This is a genomic window from Pseudoxanthomonas putridarboris (assembly GCF_038321125.1).
Taxonomy (GTDB): Bacteria; Pseudomonadota; Gammaproteobacteria; order Xanthomonadales; family Xanthomonadaceae; genus Pseudoxanthomonas_A; species Pseudoxanthomonas_A putridarboris.
Map to the genome: position 1 here is coordinate 216,862 of NZ_JBBWWT010000005.1, position 16,842 is coordinate 233,703.

General features: G+C 68.1%; 18 protein-coding genes. 10 read left to right on the forward strand and 8 right to left on the reverse strand.

The features are described from left to right. Positions 1-471: 471 nt before the first annotated feature. Complete coding sequence (locus AAD027_RS12750; protein ID WP_341726390.1) at positions 472-852, forward strand: hypothetical protein; 381 nt, start codon at positions 472-474, stop codon at positions 850-852. A gap of 81 nt (positions 853-933) precedes the next feature. Here AAD027_RS12750 and AAD027_RS12755 read toward each other — a convergent pair whose 3' ends face one another. Beyond that, positions 934-1,401: a type II toxin-antitoxin system death-on-curing family toxin gene (locus tag AAD027_RS12755; RefSeq protein ID WP_341726391.1), complete on the reverse strand. Its 468-nt coding sequence runs from the start codon at positions 1,399-1,401 to the stop codon at positions 934-936. A 7-nt stretch (positions 1,402-1,408) separates the two neighbouring features. Further along, complete coding sequence (locus tag AAD027_RS12760) at positions 1,409-1,630, reverse strand: AbrB/MazE/SpoVT family DNA-binding domain-containing protein (RefSeq protein WP_341726392.1); 222 nt, start codon at positions 1,628-1,630, stop codon at positions 1,409-1,411. A 137-nt stretch (positions 1,631-1,767) separates the two neighbouring features. Here AAD027_RS12760 and AAD027_RS12765 point away from each other — a divergent pair, with 137 nt between their 5' ends. From AAD027_RS12765 to AAD027_RS12775, 3 genes are all read left to right on the forward strand, one after another. Continuing rightward, the gene (locus AAD027_RS12765) at positions 1,768-2,211 is read left to right on the forward strand and encodes a response regulator transcription factor (protein WP_341726393.1); all 444 of its coding nucleotides are present in this window, start codon (positions 1,768-1,770) and stop codon (positions 2,209-2,211) included. 107 nt (positions 2,212-2,318) lie between these two features. After that, entirely contained in the window at positions 2,319-2,849 is a 531-nt protein-coding gene (locus tag AAD027_RS12770; RefSeq protein WP_341726394.1) for a DUF4199 domain-containing protein, read from the forward strand. Positions 2,850-2,950: 101 nt separating this feature from the next. Beyond that, positions 2,951-4,102, forward strand: coding sequence for a M23 family metallopeptidase (locus AAD027_RS12775; RefSeq protein WP_341726395.1), 1,152 nt, complete (start codon positions 2,951-2,953; stop codon positions 4,100-4,102). Between the two features lie 60 nt (positions 4,103-4,162). Here the strand turns inward: AAD027_RS12775 and AAD027_RS12780 are convergent, their stop codons facing one another. After that, positions 4,163-4,522, reverse strand: coding sequence for a glycine zipper 2TM domain-containing protein (locus AAD027_RS12780; RefSeq protein ID WP_341726396.1), 360 nt, complete (start codon positions 4,520-4,522; stop codon positions 4,163-4,165). A 223-nt stretch (positions 4,523-4,745) separates the two neighbouring features. On the opposite strand from AAD027_RS12780, the gene AAD027_RS12785 reads away from it, so the two are divergent. The 4 genes from AAD027_RS12785 to AAD027_RS12800 all read left to right on the forward strand — a co-directional run bounded on the left by AAD027_RS12785 (position 4,746) and on the right by AAD027_RS12800 (position 7,019). Next, the gene (locus AAD027_RS12785; protein ID WP_341726397.1) at positions 4,746-5,237 is read left to right on the forward strand and encodes a pyridoxamine 5'-phosphate oxidase family protein; all 492 of its coding nucleotides are present in this window, start codon (positions 4,746-4,748) and stop codon (positions 5,235-5,237) included. Between the two features lie 221 nt (positions 5,238-5,458). Continuing rightward, positions 5,459-5,770, forward strand: coding sequence for a hypothetical protein (locus AAD027_RS12790; protein ID WP_341726398.1), 312 nt, complete (start codon positions 5,459-5,461; stop codon positions 5,768-5,770). Positions 5,771-6,352: 582 nt separating this feature from the next. Beyond that, positions 6,353-6,622, forward strand: coding sequence for a hypothetical protein (locus AAD027_RS12795; protein ID WP_341726399.1), 270 nt, complete (start codon positions 6,353-6,355; stop codon positions 6,620-6,622). A gap of 52 nt (positions 6,623-6,674) precedes the next feature. Further along, complete coding sequence (locus AAD027_RS12800; protein ID WP_341726400.1) at positions 6,675-7,019, forward strand: hypothetical protein; 345 nt, start codon at positions 6,675-6,677, stop codon at positions 7,017-7,019. Between the two features lie 103 nt (positions 7,020-7,122). Here AAD027_RS12800 and AAD027_RS12805 read toward each other — a convergent pair whose 3' ends face one another. After that, the gene (locus AAD027_RS12805; protein ID WP_341726401.1) at positions 7,123-7,581 is read right to left on the reverse strand and encodes a hemerythrin domain-containing protein; all 459 of its coding nucleotides are present in this window, start codon (positions 7,579-7,581) and stop codon (positions 7,123-7,125) included. Between the two features lie 45 nt (positions 7,582-7,626). Then, positions 7,627-9,720: a catalase gene (locus AAD027_RS12810; protein ID WP_425605457.1), complete on the reverse strand. Its 2,094-nt coding sequence runs from the start codon at positions 9,718-9,720 to the stop codon at positions 7,627-7,629. 196 nt (positions 9,721-9,916) lie between these two features. Between AAD027_RS12810 and AAD027_RS12815 the strand changes: the two genes are divergently transcribed. After that, positions 9,917-10,345 carry a VOC family protein gene (locus AAD027_RS12815; RefSeq protein WP_341726402.1) on the forward strand — a complete coding sequence of 143 codons (429 nt, stop codon included), beginning with the start codon at positions 9,917-9,919 and terminating at the stop codon, positions 10,343-10,345. 163 nt (positions 10,346-10,508) lie between these two features. Here the strand turns inward: AAD027_RS12815 and AAD027_RS12820 are convergent, their stop codons facing one another. Together AAD027_RS12820 and AAD027_RS12825 are read right to left on the reverse strand one after the other, a co-directional pair. Beyond that, a complete protein-coding gene (locus AAD027_RS12820) occupies positions 10,509-11,753 on the reverse strand; it encodes a cation:proton antiporter (RefSeq protein WP_341726403.1) in 1,245 nt (414 codons plus the stop codon). Positions 11,754-11,941: 188 nt separating this feature from the next. Then, complete coding sequence (locus tag AAD027_RS12825) at positions 11,942-12,718, reverse strand: SDR family NAD(P)-dependent oxidoreductase (protein ID WP_341726404.1); 777 nt, start codon at positions 12,716-12,718, stop codon at positions 11,942-11,944. Positions 12,719-12,851: 133 nt separating this feature from the next. Between AAD027_RS12825 and AAD027_RS12830 the strand changes: the two genes are divergently transcribed. Then, positions 12,852-13,751, forward strand: a complete 900-nt coding sequence (locus AAD027_RS12830; RefSeq protein WP_341726405.1) for a LysR family transcriptional regulator — start codon at positions 12,852-12,854, stop codon at positions 13,749-13,751. Between the two features lie 94 nt (positions 13,752-13,845). On the opposite strand, the gene gcvP is transcribed toward AAD027_RS12830, so the two are convergent. After that, complete coding sequence (gcvP, locus tag AAD027_RS12835; RefSeq protein ID WP_341726406.1) at positions 13,846-16,791, reverse strand: aminomethyl-transferring glycine dehydrogenase; 2,946 nt, start codon at positions 16,789-16,791, stop codon at positions 13,846-13,848. Positions 16,792-16,842: the final 51 nt, after the last annotated feature.

A 16,842-nucleotide genomic window follows, 5' to 3' on the forward strand; every position in this document is an offset into this window, starting at 1 on the left:
AAGAAAAAAGAGCAGAAGAAGAAGCCTGCGAAGACGATGAAGGAAAAGCGAGCGGAGAAAACCGGGAAGAAGGCCAGTCGCGGCTTCATGCCGGGTTAGTTCGCTTGTTGCCTCTATCCGGTTGCATCGAAGCCCGCTTCTGGCCGGAAGCAGGTTGCGTCGGATATTGATCGCGGCGATTGCTCGACCATTCCGGCCCACCTATCAGGGAGCTTCAAGACTCCATACAAGGCAACACCCACCTCGGGTGGTTTCCTTGGGCCTGCATGTTTCGGGACACGGCCGGCGCCAGTGTTCCGCATCAGGAGGGCGGCTGATACAACACCCTCGAGGAGAATACGCTCGTCGGCTGTCAGCGGTTTCGAGCTTCCCGACGCCCCCGCCTGCGCATGCAGTCGGGTCGTACTACGTGGGAACGCAGGCGCGGCGTAGCGACGCTACACTTCCGTCGGGGACAATCCAGGGGGAAACATGCCGTCCTATCTCACGCTCAGCATCATCATGGTCATCGTCTCGCTGCTGACCCAGGTGATCTTCCTGGGCCTGCAGGGCTGGGCCTGGCGGCGGTTCCGGCACGTCAGCTTCCTGCTGCTGGCCGTATCCACGGTATTCGCCATCGCCGACAGCCTGTTGCTGGCGGTGCCGTACGTGCGGCCCATGCCGGAAGGAGCGCTGGCCGGGCTGATGCTGCTGTCCTTCCTGCCGCTGGCGCACGCCATCGTGCTGGGCGTCTGGGGCACGTATGCCTTGTTCAGGGCCTACGGTCGATTGGCGGATGAAAACGTGAGGCTCAGGCAGGCACTGGAACACGCCAAGCGCGCAGCCGCGCCAGCCGCCCCGCTGGAGGCTTAGGGCTAGACGTTTGCGACGCTGGAAGCAGGCGTTTCCCCCCCTGTTCTGTGCCGCGTCGTCAAGGACGGTTGTTGAACCGCTTCAACGCCGATACGCGGCCCGCTTCTCCTGCACCTGTCCACTGTGCTTGGCCTTGATGCGCGGGCGCAGCCAGTCGGCGAACTCGGTTTCGCCGAGGGAACCTTCGGCCAGGCCGAGCATGGCGACGTACTTCTCTTCATCGCTCGCTACCAGTTCGCCGCCATTGAGTGCGATGAAAACGCGATAGGCCACGTGTGCGGTCCGCTTGTTGCCATCGACGAAAGGATGGTTGCGTGCCAGCCCGAAAGCGAGGCTGGCGGCCAGGTCCGCAAGACCGCCCATCTCAGCGCTTGCCCCCACCCCAACCCTCCCCCGCAAGCGGGGGAGGGGGCCTGAGCCGAGTTGCTGTGGGCGGGCGAGGGCGGAATCCAGCAATCCATCGTCGCGTACCCCGCCGCCGCCGCCGTGTTCGGCCAGTTGCCGGTCGTGGATGGCCAGGGCCAGCGTCCGGCCGATCCAGACGATCATCGGACCCTCATTGCGCCAGCTTGTGCAGGACCTGACGGTCCTCGCGCATGATCCCCTCGGCCACGTCCATCTGTTCGGCCAGCGTGGGGTCGTAGACGGTCAGCCGGATGCCGTCCGGCGTTTCCAGCGCGTACAGCTCGTCGCCCTTATCCAGGCGCAGGCGGGCCATCAACTCCTTGGGCAGGATGACCCCGGCTGAATTGCCGATCGTGGTGATCTTGAGTTTCATGATGGCCTCGCGTGCTTTGTTATAACGAATGTTCTATTGCGCGCATCCAGTGCCATAGTCAAATCGCTGGCAGGGAAGGATTTCCATGACCAGCCGCCACGGCTGCAACCCACCTGCGGGGCCATTACGATGGCGGCATGGCCCCGGTCCGCATTCCCGCCATCTGGAAACGAGCCGCCTTCTACGGCGCCGTGCTGGCGCTGGGCACGCTGCTGCTGCAATGGCTGGACTACCAGCGCATCGCGCGCAGCCATGCGGGGCAGATCTACGACTTGCTGCTGGCAGGGGGCTTCCTGGCGCTGGGGGTGTGGCTGGGCATCCGGCTGTGGGGGCGCCGGCCGGCCGTGCCGACCACCTTCGACGGCAACCCGCGGGCGCAGGCGGCGCTGGGCATCAGCCCGCGCGAGATGGCGGTGCTGGCCGAGATCGCCGCCGGGCATTCCAACAAGGAGATCGCCGCCCGCCTGCACGTGTCGCCCAACACGGTGAAGACCCACGTGGCGCGGTTGCTGGAAAAGCTGGACGCGCGGCGGCGCACCGAGGCACTGCGCAAGGCGCGCGAGCTGGGGCTGGTGCCCTGAACCCTCGTCCCGGTGGGTGAAACCGTGCGAATCATCCTTCCGGGCGATTGCCGAAGCGCGTTCCCCATCGCCCAATGGCATCCCGTTTCCCTCGTGAGGACTCCGCCATGTGGCGCACCCTGTTGAAGTACGGCCTGATCGCCGGCGTGATCGCCGGTGGTGCACTGCTCACCGTCAGCCTGCTGTACGACGGCCAGCCGCCGCCGACCTATGGCATGGCACTGGGCTACACCAGCATGTTGATCGCGCTGACGGCGGTGTTCGTGGGCATCAAGCGCCACCGCGACGTGGCGCTGGGCGGGGTGATCCGGTTCTGGCCGGCGTTCGGCCTGGGGTTGGGCATCAGCCTGCTGGCGGGTGTGTTCTACGTGCTGGCCTGGGAGCTGTCGATGGTCCTGATCGGCCACGACTTCGCCGAGATGTTCGGCAACATGATGCTGGAACGCGCCAAGGCCCAGGGCCTGCAGGGCGATGCGCTGGCGCAGGCGACCGCGCGCGCCGAGCAGTTCGTCGCCATGTATCGCAACCCGCTGGTGCGGCTGCCGATGACCTTCGCCGAGATCTTCCCGGTCGGCGTGCTGGTCTCGCTGGTGTCCGCGCTGGTGCTGCGCAACCCGCGCGTGCTGCCGGCGCGGTGATGAACGGATGACGCGATGGCACGAGGTGTCGCGGACAGCGCAGGCCCGGCCTGTCCGCCACGCCATGCCACAATCGCGCCATCTTTTCCGGAATTCGCGTCATGCCGCGTCGGTTTCGCCTGTTGTTCGCCGGCGTGCTCTGCCTTGCGTGGCCGGGCATGCAGGCATGCGCCGCCCCCGTGCAGTCGTCCTTCCACCTGCACGTGCCGGTCGCGCCCACGCCGGTCACCGTGGCCGGCCGCCCGCTGCTGAGCTACGAACTGTGGTTGTCCAACGTGCGCGAGGACACGCTGAGCGTGCAGCGGGTGGAAGTGGTCGACGAACAAGGCCGCACGCTGGCCGACTGGCAGGGCGAAGCGCTGGAGGCGCGGCTGGGCGGTCCCGGCGCGCGCCAATACCGCGAGGCACCGCGTGCGCTGGTGCCCGGCCGCTGGGCGGTGCTGTACGTGGAGTTGTCGCCCGATCCGGCCCGGGTGCCGGGCAGCGTGCGGCACCGCATCCACTTCCGCGCCGATACCGATGATGCTGCGGTGGTCCACCTGCTGGAGAGCGCGCGTATCGCGGTGCGGCGCACGCCGCCGGTGATGCTGGGTGCGCCGTTGAGTGGGGGGCCGTGGGTGGCGATCCATCATCCGGACTGGGCGCGCGGCCATCGTCGCATGCATTACGCGGTCAACGGCCGGGCCCGCATCCCCGGCCGTTACGCCATCGACTGGATCAGGCTGGACGCGCAGGGCCGGCAATCGCGCGGCGACGACGACCGCGTCGCCGACTGGCATGGCCACGGCGCCGAGGTGCTGGCGGTGGCCGACGCCACCGTGGCCGCGGTGCGCGACGACATGGCCGAAAAAACGTCGGTGGCGGCGAACCGGAAGAACGCGCTGGGCGACGCCACCGGCAACTACATCGCGCTGGACCTCGGCGAGGGCCGTTACGCCTTCTACGAACACCTGCGACCGGGCAGCGTGCGCGTACAGGTGGGCCAGCGCGTGCGGCGCGGGGAGGCGATCGGTGCGCTGGGTTTCACCGGCGACTCCACCGGCCCGCACCTGCACTTCCATGTGGCGGATGCGAACTCGCCGCTGGATGCCGAAGGCGTGCCGTACGTGTTCGATCGTTTCGAATGGATCGGCCGCTACGACAGCCTGGACGGATTCGGCAAGGCGCCGTGGTCGCCGCTTGCGGAAGGCGATGCCGCCGAGCGCCGCGACGAACGTCCGGCGCCCAACAGCGTGGTGCGCTTCCCGCCGTAGCGCGGATGCGAAGACGGCGCCAGCATGTGGCGCCGTCGATCCTGGCGAAGTGGGCCGCGATCAGGGATACACGCGCTCGCAGCGGCTTTCCACCACGCGGTCGCCCTTGGTTTCCTGCTGGTTGCCTTGCACTTTGCGGCCGACCGCGCCGCCGGCGATGGCGCCGCCCACGGTGGCGGCCTTCTTTCCGCTGCCGCTGCCGACCTGGTTGCCCAGCAGACCGCCGACCACGGCGCCCACGGCGGTGCCGGCGACGCGGTTGGGATCGCGGTGGTTCTTCTGCACTTCCACGTTCTTGCAGACCACCTTGCTGCCGTCGTTGAAACGACGACCGTCGTCCTGCGGCCCATAGGTCTGCGCGCCGGCGACGGTCATGATCGACATCAGGCCCAATGACAGGGCGATACGGGACGCTTTCATGGCGCTTCTCCATGGTGGGGCGCCACAAGAGTGCGCGCCAACACGCGAACCAACGGTGAAAAGCACGGCGCAACGCGCGGGCCGTTCACCCGCCAGTCCGCCTGGCGTGACGATCGCGCGACAAACATGACGCGGGGCTGAGCCGGAACGGAGAAACCGCGTGCAATTGACGGACGCATGACATCCGCGTGGCTACGTTGGCCGCACAGACGAAGGAGGCGCCATGCATACCCCCGAGGAACTGGAAAAGAAATTCTGGAAGGCGTTGAGGTCCGACCGCACCTTGATGATCGGGCTGGACGGTGTGGAAGACGGCCACACCCGGCCGATGACGGCGCTGCTGGAGCACGAAGGGCGCGGGCCGGCGTGGATCTTCACCTCCACCGACAATGGGCTGGCACGCCACACCGCCACGCCCCGGCGTGCGATCGCCGCATTCGCCTCGATGGGACACGATTTGTTCGCCAGCATCCAGGGCGAACTGGTGCGGGACGACGACCGCGCAGTCATCGACCGTTTGTGGAATCCCTTCGTCGCCGCCTGGTACGAAGGCGGCAAGGACGATCCCAGGATCGCGCTGCTGCGCTTCGACCTGGAGCACGCCGAAATCTGGTTGAACGCGCAAAGCCTGCTGGCCGGTGTGAAACTGCTGTTGGGCGTGGACCCGAAAGAGGATTACCAGGACAAGGTGGCCGAAGTGGATCTGCGCGGCTGACGTGTCGTGAACGCAGCGGAGCAGCGCATGGCGCATGTTGGGCAAGGCGCGCGCCATGCGGGCTTGGCCGCATAGGCCGAAGGTCACGAATCCAGAACGGCGCATGACGCGCGGCGCTTTTTCCTGGCCGCTATCGGCCGCATGGCGCGTGTCAGCAGGCAGCCACATCATCGAACAGGGGCGATGCGCGGCGGATTCCCTAGGCCATACGTCATGCCCGCATGCTGTTCCATAACGAAGACCGCACAAGACACACCCTGCATCGACTGGAGATCGCCGATGCGCGCGCGACCGGGCAACTGGAAGCGTTGACCGTATGGGTCGCCGCGCTGGTGCAATCCCATCCTGATGGCGAAAGATTGCGCGCCGCCGCGCAGGCCCTGTCGTCGCGCAATCCGTTCCGCGCGTTGTGCCAGTACGCCGAGGAAGTGGCCGCCTACGAGGCGACTTTCTGCCAGCTCAAATCGCTGTCCGCGCACGACACGCCCGCGCCGTCCACGCGCCCGCGCGGCGTGCCGCCGCCCAACGTATGAACGCCTGCGCTCGACACGTATCCCCCGACGACGGCCGCCGTCGTTGCCGGCGCCGGCTGGCACGGAGGGTCGAGGAGGACGGCATACGCATCATGCCGACGAGCGATGTGGCGGGAACCTTGCATGCGGTTCCCTCGCATCGCGCGCCGGCAGCAGGAGAACGCGTCTGCCCGCCACAGGCTTGCAGGCATGGGTCTGGTCAGTAAGAGGGCAACCGCGCCAGCGATCCTCAAGGGGACGCATGATTCATCAGCCATGCTGGGCGAAGCTAGGGCTTCGCACGACGGTGCCCATGTGGTTGCCGTGGCTGTCATACCTGGATCCGGCTGTGCCATCGGGTGGCATCGACCACGCCTGCAGTCTGGCGGAGTGGCTGGAAAGAAAACGTCAAGACAAACCGGCATTGCCGCGAAAACTGCGTGCCGGTTCACACGATGGCGTGAATACGCGCTGTCTCGCCCGCCGCACGGCCGCCGCCGGCATTCGTGTGGGCCGCCGTGCCCGTCGGGGAGGGTGCCGGCTGGCCGGCACGGTCGGTCATAAAAGCGCATACTGGCCCCTGACCAGTAGCAAGGCAAGGCGATGGCGCACCACATCCACTGGCTGATCCTGCGGGTAGGCCAGCAGCAGAGTATCGGGCCTGCCGCATTGCGCACCCTGTGGGCCGACGCGTGCCAGTCGGGGGATGTCAGCGTGGCCCGGCAACGCCGCTTCGAGGGCGGGGTGCAGAGCACCATGTATTCGTTGAGCGCGCCCTCCTCCCTGCGCGATCCGCGCGCGGCGGAAATGCGCATGCGCCGCCTGCTGGAAGAATCCCACTACCTGTTCACGCTGAGCGCGGTGCATCACTGATCCCGTCCGCACCGCCCGTTTTTCGTTTGCGTCACCCTGTCAGGAGATACCGTTGAACTATGATGTCGCCATAGGCAAATGCATCGCGATTTCCGGCGCGTCCATCGACGTGCACGTGGACAGTTCCATCGTCAGTCGTTTCTTCCCCGGCCATCCGTGGCAGCGCGCGGGCCTGAGCGTGCTGCGCATCCCGCAGCGCGTGGTCAGCGCCAAGCGCCCGCCGGCCGTGGGCGATGAAGTGTTCCTGGACCACAACGCCCTGGCCAAGGGCGGCAACGCGCAGATCGACCTGCAGGGCGACGGCGAGTTCACCGCGGTGGACCTGAAAGCCATCGTGCAGGACATGGACCCCGCCGCCAGCGCCCCGGTCGCCACCAAGGCCAAGTCCTGGCGGTGAAGCGACGTGCGCGCGCCTGCCTCGTGCAGACGCCGCGCCGCATCGGGTAGGGGGCAGGCAGTCTTCTCTTCTTCTCGCATGTGCGGGAGAAGGATCCATTCCCTTATTCCGCGCGCAGTTTCTTCGTCATCCGTGCGTAGCCGCGGCGGTACTGCCGGGCCAGTTGCGTCTTCTTCGTCGCGCTGAGGATCTTGCCGGACACCTGGAAGAACTTCTTCTCCTCCTCGCGCAGGTGGTGGTGCACTTTCTCCGACAGTTCGCGGGCCTTCTTCAGCCACGCCGCGCCGCGCGGGTCCAGCGACTGGATGTCTTCCACCAGTTCGTCGATCTCGTGGTGTTCGTGCAGCGCATGGCGCGATGAATTCAACCCCATGTCGTCCATCAGGATCGGCACGTACAGGAAGCGTTCCTCCGCCGCCGCATGCGCGGCCAATTCGATGCGGAGCGAGGTGAACAGCGCGATGCGGTCCTCCGTGCCCGGTTTCGAGCGCAGCATCCTGCGGCATAGCGAGCGCTGGGTTTCGTGGCTTTCGTGCAGGGCGTCGTAGATCGTCTCGGGCATGTCGCGGCTCCTGGCGATGGCGTGGAGTGGATCGGCGAACACGGATCAGGGCAGGGTGCGCACCTTGGGTTCGCGCGCGTACTGGCGCGTGCGCGCCGCCTTGACGAACGCGGCCGTCTCGCCTGCCTTCACCACCCCGGCATCCTTGCCGATGCCGGCGGCGCGCAGCACGGCGGCCGCGCCGTCGTCGTGCGCGATGGCCTTCAGGTGGCCGAACGCATCGCGCACCCAGTCCACCGCGGCCGCTTCCGCGGCGAGAGCCTTGCCGGCGGCGTCGGACAGCACCAGGGCCACCGCATCGAACACCACCGACGGGGTGCCGGCCAGTTGGCCGTCCGCCGGCAGGCGCTTGCCGCCCTTGAGCGCGGCGCCGCCTATCTTCGGCGCCACGATCTTCACCTGCGCGCCGTCGCCCTCGACCGCCTTGCGCAGTGCCGCCACCGTCGCCGCATCGGAACCGTCGTCGACCAGGATGCCCACGCAGCGGCCCTGCAACGTCGGTTTCATCTTGCCGATGATCTGCAGGGCCGGCGAAGGCGGCATGTCCTGCGGCTTCACCGCCGTGGGCGGCGCGGGCGGCAATGCGTCCAGCCCCAGTCCCGCCGCCACGCGCTTGGCCAGGTCGGCATCGATATGGCGAAGGTGCCCCACGATCGCCTCGCGGACGTGCGGGGTTTCCACCTTCGACAGCTCGAACACCAGCGCCGCCGCCATGTGCGCCTGCTCCGGCGCGGTCTGGCTGCGGAAGAACAGCCGGGCATGGCTGTAATGGTCGGCGAAGCTCTCCGGCCGCAAGCGTCCCTTGCGGCCGTCGGCGGGCGTCGCGTGGCTGCGGAAGCCGGCCGGCGTTTCGCGCGGGCTGTCCGGCTGCAGGCTGCTGGGTTCGTAGTTCACCCGGCCCTTGGGCACCTGCATCTGCATGTGGCCGTCGCGCTGCAGGTTGGCGAACGGACACTTGGGCGCGTTGATCGGGATCTGGTGGAAGTTGGGCCCGCCCAGCCGCGAGAGCTGCGTGTCCAGGTAGGAAAACAACCGCCCTTGCAGCAGCGGATCATTGCTGAAGTCGATGCCGGGCACGATGTTGGCGGGGCAGAACGCGACCTGCTCGGTCTCGGCGAAGAAATTGTCCGGCCAGCGGTCCAGCACCATGCGGCCGATCACCGTCAGCGGCACCAGTTCCTCGGGGATCAGTTTGGTCGGGTCCAGGTGATCGAACGGAAATGCGTCCGCCTGCTCTTCGGTGAACAGTTGCACGGCCAGCTCCCACTCGGGGAAATCGCCTTTCTGGATGGCCTCGAACAGGTCGCGGCGGTGGAAATCGTTGTCGGCGGCCTGCAGCTTCACCGCCTCGTCCCAGACGGTGGACTGGATGCCCAGCTTCGGCCGCCAGTGGAACTTGACGAAGGTGCTCGCGCCCTTGGCATCGAGCAAGCGGAAGCTGTGCACGCCGAAGCCTTCCATCATCCGCAGCGAGCGCGGCAGGGTGCGGTCGCTCATCGCCCACATGATCATGTGGAAGGCTTCCGGCGTCAGCGACACGAAGTCCCAGAACGTGTCGTGCGCGCTGCCGGCCTGCGGGTAGCCGCGGTCCGGTTCCATCTTCACCGAGTGCACCAGGTCGGGGAACTTGATCGCGTCCTGGATGAAGAACACCGGGATGTTGTTGCCCACCAGGTCCCAGTTGCCTTCCTGCGTGTAGAACTTCACCGCGAAGCCGCGCACGTCGCGCGGCGTGTCCACCGAGCCGGCGCCGCCGGCCACGGTGGAGAAGCGGCAGAACACCGGCGTGCGCACGCCGGTCTCGGTCAGGAGGCGCGCGGTGGTGTGCTTCTTCAGCGAGCGGGTCAGCTCGAAGTAACCGTGCGCGGCGGACCCCCGCGCGTGCACGATGCGCTCGGGGATGCGTTCGTGGTCGAAGTGGGTGATCTTCTCGCGCAGCACGAAGTCTTCCAGCAGCGTGGGGCCGCGGTCGTGCGCGCGCAGCGAGTTCTGGTTGTCGACCACCGGGATGCCCTGGTTGGTGGTCAGCGCCGGATGCTTGCCGCCAGCGGTGAAGTGCCATTCGCCGCCGTTGCCGGGTGTCGCGGTGTCGCGCTTGGCGGAGGCGGGGGGACGGGCGGGGGATTTGCGCGCAGCCATGACGATCTCCTTGTGCGGCGGGAAGTGGGCCGGTGCCCGCATGCGGAAACCGGCACTGTGCGGATCATCCGCGCGCCGGTGTGGAGAGAACGTTAGGGCAACCTCGACGCATGAATGACCGCAATGCCAGGAAATATCACGCACGCTCCCAGGGCAGTGTGGTATTTGCCGTACACCCACATCGAGGCGAGCCCGCATGGAAACCAACGAACTGCATCGCGGCCGGTTGATCGACCATATCCAACTGGTGGTCCGCGATCTGGAAGCCAGCCAGTCCTTCTACGAAGCGGTCTTCGGCGTGCTGGGCGTGCCGATGGGCGGCGCCGGCGACGGCTATTTCTGGGCCGATGAACTGTTCGTCTCCACGGCCGGTAGCGAAGCGGCGCAGGGACAGTTGACCGGGCGGCACCACCTGGCCTTCCAGGCGAAGGACAGGGCGACCGTGGACGCCTTCCACCAGGCCGCGTTGGCGCATGGCGGCAAGGACAACGGCGCGCCGGGAGAGCGACCGTACCACCCGGGCTACTACGCGGCGTTCGTGCTGGACCCGGACGGCAACAACATCGAGGCCGTGTACCACGGCGAGGCCAAGCGCAGCGCGCCGTCGGTGAAGGTCACCTTCTAGGGCATCTTCGAATCAGATGTTCACCCGGAATCGATGATCCCCCCGTCGTCCCGGCGCAGGCCGGGACCCAGTGCCTTGGAGCCGGATGGCAGAAAGTCGCCGGGTCCCTGCGCCGGGACGGCGAACTGTCATGACTTGACGGAAAAACGCCCCGGGACCGGCGTCAGGCCGGTTGATTGCCCGACTGCGGCTGCGTCGCGCGGTGGCGGAGCAGCCAGCGGAAGGCGGGGCCGGTGAGCAGGGTGGACAGCACGGCCAGCGTGACCAGCGCGGCGAAGGCGTGTTCGGACAGTAGGCCCTTGTCTCGCAGGATGGTGGCCGCCACGATTTCCATCAGGCCCTTGCATTGCAGCAGCGTGCCCACGGCGAGCGCTTCGCGCCGCGAGAGATGCGGCGCGGGCGGGCACGCCAGCATGGCGGCCAGCTTGGCGGCGACCGCCAGCACCAGCAGCGCCAGCGAAGCCTGCAACGAGGCCCAGCCCAGTACGTCGCCGTCGATCTTCAGGCCGCTGTGGCCGAAGAACAGCGGCGCCAGGCCGATCAGCGCGAACTGGCCCATGCGTTCGATCGGCAGCGCCTTCGTCCACGATGGCGGCACCATCGCGCCGGCGAAGTAGGCACCGAGCAGTGCGTGCAGGCCGAGCCGCGAACTGGCCCATGCGCCGGCGGCCAGGTAGAGCGGCAACAGCAGCCACACGACCCAGGCGGGCGGCGACAGGCGCAGGCGTTGGGCGAGGGTTCCGCTGGCCGCCAGCACCACGGCCACCAGTACGGCGAGCGCCTGCACGCCCGACGCGCCGGCCAGCAGCGAACCGCCATCGGCCACCAGCAGCAACACCGCCAGTCCGATCCACAGCACCGCGTCGTCGATCACCGCGATGCCGAGCGCGAGTTGCGATAGCGGGCGGTGCAGCGGTCCCAGTTCGCGCACGATGCCGATCAGCACCGGCAGCGCGCTGACCGCGACGCACAGGCCGATGGCGAACGCACCGAGCCATTCGCCGCCCCGCGGTGCCGCCCAGCCGGGCAGGGCGGTGAAATGGAAGTGGGCGGCCAGCGTGCCGACGGCGAACGGCAGCAGCAGCGCCATGGCGGCACTGGCCATGAAGCGCACGGCGCGAGTGCGCGAGCGCGGCGCGGCGTCCGTCGGGGCAGGCAGGTGCGCGGACTGGCGCGTTTCCAGGCCGGCGGTGAAGGCCAGCAGCAGCACGCCGACCCAGCCCACGCTGTCGCCGATGGCGGAGGGCACGCCCCAGCTGTCCGGCAGCGCGCCGGTGGCCGCCAGCACCAGGCCGATGATGATCGGGATGACCGCGATGGGAATGGAGCGCCCCAGCACGCGCCACACGCACCAGGCGAGGACGATGAAGACCAGGATGTCGGCGGCGGTGGCGATCAGGATCGGCATGCCGGCGATGATAGCGGGGCCGGGCCGCGCGTGGATGCGGCAGGGTTCAAGCCGCACCGAGGGCATCCGACGTGGGGAATGCCTTCCTTCGCCCCGCGCCGCGCCCGCCACGTACCGGGAAAGGGCCTCCACTCCCCGTCGGTGGGGAGTGGAACAGTGCTTCGGAAGATCGGGGATGGCCTTGCCGATTACAGGAACATGCCGCCGGAGGCTTCGATGCGCTGTGCGTTGATCCAGCGGTTGGCCGGCGCCAGCAGCGAGGCGACCACGCCGCCGATGTCGTCCGGCTTGCCCACGCGCCCCAGCGCCGTCTGCGACGCGACGAAGGCATTGACCTCGGGATTGTCGCGCACGGCGCCGCCGCCGAAGTCGGTCTCGATGGCGCCGGGCGCGACGATGTTGACGGCAATGCCGCGTGCGCCCAGTTCCTTGGCCTGGTAGCGCGTCAGCACTTCCATCGCTCCCTTCATGGCGGCATAGGCGCCGTAACCCGGCAAGGCGAAGCGCGCCAGGCCCGAGGAGATGTTGACGATGCGGCCGCCGTCGGCGATCAGCGGCAGCAGCGTCTGGGTGAGGAAGAACGGACCCTTGAAGTGCACGTCCACCAATTCGTCGAACTGCGCGCGGGTGGTGTCGGCGAAGGCGGCGTGCACGCCGATGCCGGCGTTGTTGACCAGATGGTCGAAGCGGTCGCGTCCCCATTGCGCCAGCACGCCGCGCACGGCGTCGGCGAAGGCGTCGAACGTGTCGCTCCGGCCCACGTCCAGCGCCAGCGCGGCGGCGCGCTGGCCGGCCTGGGCGATCTGTTCGGCCACGGCATCGGCTTCGGCGCGCTGGCTGCGGTAGGTCAGGATGACGTCGTGGCCTTGGTGGGCCAGGGCGAGGGCCATGCTGCGGCCCAGGCCGCGGCTGCCGCCGGTGACCAGGGTGAGGGGGGCTTGTTGTGGAACGGTGGCGGTGTTCATGGCGAGGCTCCGGTCGTGAAAGGGCGGTGGAATTACCGTGGCGCCACTGTATTGGGCTGATGAATCGCGATAAATCGCGCTAATCTGATTGCACCGTTCGCAATCGACGAACAATCGGGTGGGAGGCGTGCCCATGAATCGTCTGGATGCCATGCAGGCCTTCGCGCGGGTGGCGGAGCTGGGCGGCTTCACCCGTGCCGCCGACAGCCTGGGCCTGCCGAAGGCCAGCGTGTCCACCGCCGTGCAGCAGTTGGAAGCCTGGCTGGGCACGCAGTTGCTGCACCGGACCACGCGCAGGGTGCAGATGACCCAGGACGGACTGGCGTTCTACGAGCGCTGCAAGGACCTGCTGGCCGACATGGACGAAGTGCAGGGCATGTTCCGCCAGGCGCCGCAGGCGTTGCGCGGGCGTCTGCGCGTGGACATGCCGGCACGCTTCGCCCGTTACTTCCTGCTGCCGCACCTGCCGGAATTCCTGCGCGCGCATCCCCAACTGGAACTGGAACTCAGCTGCACCGACCGTCGCGTGGACGTGGTGAGCGAAGGCTTCGACTGCGTCTTGCGGGTGGGCGCCCTGGCCGACACCAGCCTGGTCGCGCGGCCGCTGGGACAGCTGCGCATCACGACCTGCGCCAGCCCGGACTACCTGCGCCGGCACGGTACGCCGCAAACGCTCGATGACCTGGGTGCCCATCGGCTGGTGCACTACGTGTCCCGCTTCGGCAACAAGCCCGAGGGCTGGGAATACTGGGACGGCACGCGATACCGCAGCGTGGCGATGCCGGGCGCGCTGACGGTCAACAGCTCCGACGCCTACGAAGCGGCCTGCCTGGCGGGACTGGGCCTGATCCAGGCGCCTGTCGCCGGCGTGCGTGCGCTGATCGAGCAGGGCGCGCTGGTGGAAGTATTGCCGCAGTACCACGCCGAGCCGATGCCGGTGTCGCTGCTGTACGCGCACCGCCGCAACCTGCCGCAGCGCGTGCAGGCGTTCATGGCATGGCTGGCGGAGACGGCGCGGCCGCGCCTCCTGTAGGAGCGACGTGAGTCGCGACCGAAGGGTTCCGACAGGGGAAAGAAGAAGGCCCCGCATCGCGGGGCCTTCCTGTGTCGTGAAACGCCGTGGCGGCTTATGCCTCCACTTCGTCCTTGTACGCATCCACCGGGATGCAGGCGCACATGACGTTCTTGTCGCCGTAGACATTGTCCACGCGCGCGACCGGCGGCCAGTACTTCTGCAGCTTCAGCGTGGCCAGCGGGAACGCGGCCAGTTCGCGCGGGTAGGCGTGGGTCCACTCGCTGGCCATCACCATCGTCGCAGTGTGCGGCGCGTTCTTCAGCGGATTGTCCTCGCGGTCCAGGCGGCCGTCCTCCACCGCGCGGATCTCCTCGCGAATCTCGATCATCGCGTCGATGAAGCGGTCCAGCTCGTGCAGCGATTCGCTTTCGGTCGGCTCCACCATCAGCGTGCCGGCGACCGGGAAGCTCAGCGTGGGCGCATGGAAGCCGAAGTCGATCAGGCGCTTGGCCACGTCCTCGGCGCTGATGCCGGTGCTGTCCTTCAGCGGGCGCAGGTCGAGGATGCACTCGTGCGCGACAAGGCCGTTGCGGCCGGTGTAGAGCGTCTCGTAGTGCGGTTCCAGCCGCTTGGCGATGTAGTTGGCGTTGAGCAGGGCCATCTGGGTGGCCTTGCGCAGGCCCTGCGCGCCCATCAGGGTGATGTACATCCAACTGATCGGCAGGATGCTGGCGCTGCCGAAGCTGGCGGCCGAGACCATGCCGGCTTCATCGCGAAGAGCGCCCCCATCCGCCCTTCGGGCACCTTCCCCCGCTTGCGGGGGAAGGGACGACGTGGTCCCCGCTTGCGGGGGAAGGGAATAGGTCTTGGGCAGGTAGGGTGCCAGGTGCGCCTTGACCGCGCAGGGACCCACGCCGGGTCCGCCGCCACCGTGCGGGATGCAGAAGGTCTTGTGCAGGTTGAGGTGCGACACGTCCGAGCCCCACTTGCCGGGCTTGGCCACGCCGACCAGCGCGTTCATGTTGGCGCCGTCGGTGTACACCTGGCCGCCGTGCGCGTGCACGATGTCGCAGATCTCGACGATGTCCTCCTCGAACACGCCGTGCGTGGACGGGTAGGTGATCATCAGCGCGGCCAGGCGGTCGCCGTACTTCTCCGCGTTGCGGCGGATGTCCTCCACATCGACGTTGCCGTTGGCGTCGCACTTGGTGACGACGACGGTCATGCCGCACATGTGCGCGGAGGCCGGGTTGGTGCCGTGCGCGGATTCGGGGATCAGACAGATGTCGCGGTGGCCGTCGCCGCGCGCGCGGTGGTAGGCGCGGATCGCCAGCAGGCCGGCGTATTCGCCCTGCGCGCCGGAGTTGGGTTGCAGGCTGACCGCGTCGTAGCCGGTGCACTCCACCAGCATGGCTTCCAGTTCGTCGATCAGCTGCGTGTAGCCGGTGGCCTGTTCGGCCGGGGCCAGCGGGTGGATGGCCCCGAATTCCGGCCACGTCACCGGGATCATCTCGGCGGTGGCGTTGAGTTTCATGGTGCAGCTGCCCAGCGGGATCATGGTGCGATCCATCGCCAGGTCCTTGTCGGCCAGCGCGCGCATGTAGCGCAGCAGTTCGTGTTCGCTGTGGTGCGTGTTGAACACCGGATGCTGCAGGAACGCGCTGGTGCGCTTCAGCGAGGCCGGCAGGGCGTCGGCCGCGGCCGCGTCCAGCGTATCCATGTTGTCGATGCGCGCACCGAACAGGCCGGCCAGTTCGGCCACGTCCTTGCGGGTGGTCGTCTCGTCCAGGCTGATGCCGACGCTGCCCGCATCGAGCGCGCGCAGGTTGATGCCGGCGGCCTTGGCCCTGGCGTGCACGGCGGCGGCGTCGATGCCGGTGACGTGCAGGGTGTCGAAGAAACCGTCGCCCACCTGGGCGCCGGCGCTGCGCAGCGCGCCGGCCAGGATCGCGGCCAGGCGGTGCGTGCGACGGGCGATGCGGGTGAGGCCTTCCGGGCCGTGGTAGACGGCGTACATGCTGGCCATCACCGCCAACAGCACCTGCGCGGTGCAGATGTTGGAGGTGGCCTTCTCGCGACGGATGTGCTGCTCGCGCGTCTGCAGGGTCAGGCGGTAGGCGTGCTTGCCTTCGGCATCCACCGACACGCCGATCAGGCGGCCGGGCATGCTGCGCTTGTAGGCATCGCGGCAGGCCATGAACGCCGCGTGCGGACCGCCGAAACCGAACGGCACGCCGAAGCGCTGCGTGTTGCCGACCACGATGTCCGCGCCCCATTCGCCGGGGGCGGCGATCAGCGTCAGCGCCAGCAGGTCGGTGGCCACGGCGACCAGGCCGCCGCGCGCGTGCACCGCGTCGGCCAAGGCCTTGTGGTCGCCGATGCCGCCCAGGGTGTCGGGGTATTGCAGCAGCACGCCGAAGCTGTCGGCGGCGAGCGCATCGGCGGCGGAGCCGACCACCAGTGCGATGCCCAGCGGCTCGGCGCGGGTGCGCAGCACTTCCAGCGTCTGCGGGTGCACACCGTCGTGCACGAAGAACGTGTCCGACTTCGACTTGGCCGAACGTTTGGCCAGCGTCATCGCTTCGGCGGCGGCGGTGGCTTCGTCCAGCAGCGAGGCGTTGGCGATCTCCATGCCGGTCAGGTCGGCGACCATGGTCTGGAAGTTGATCAGCGCTTCCATGCGGCCCTGCGAGATCTCGGCCTGGTACGGCGTATAGGCCGTGTACCACGCCGGGTTCTCCAGGATGTTGCGCAGGATGACCTTCGGCGTGTGGGTGCCGTAGTAGCCCTGGCCGATGTAGTGGCGGAACACCTGGTTCCTGTCGGCCACGGCGCGGATCTTGGCCAGCGCTTCCTCTTCGGTGATCGGCTCGGGCAGCGCCAGCGGCGCGGTCGACTTGATGCCGGCGGGCACGATCGCGTCGGTCATCGCTTCCAGCGAGTCGTAGCCCACGGTGCGCAGCATGTGCGCGATTTCGGCGTCGTTGGGGCCGATGTGGCGTTCGAGGAACGCGTGGTGGTGTTCGAGCTCGCGCAGGGACGGGGTGCGGTTGGACATGGCGGGGGCATCCGGGAAGGGCAATAGGACCGGGCGTGCGGGTTCGCACGT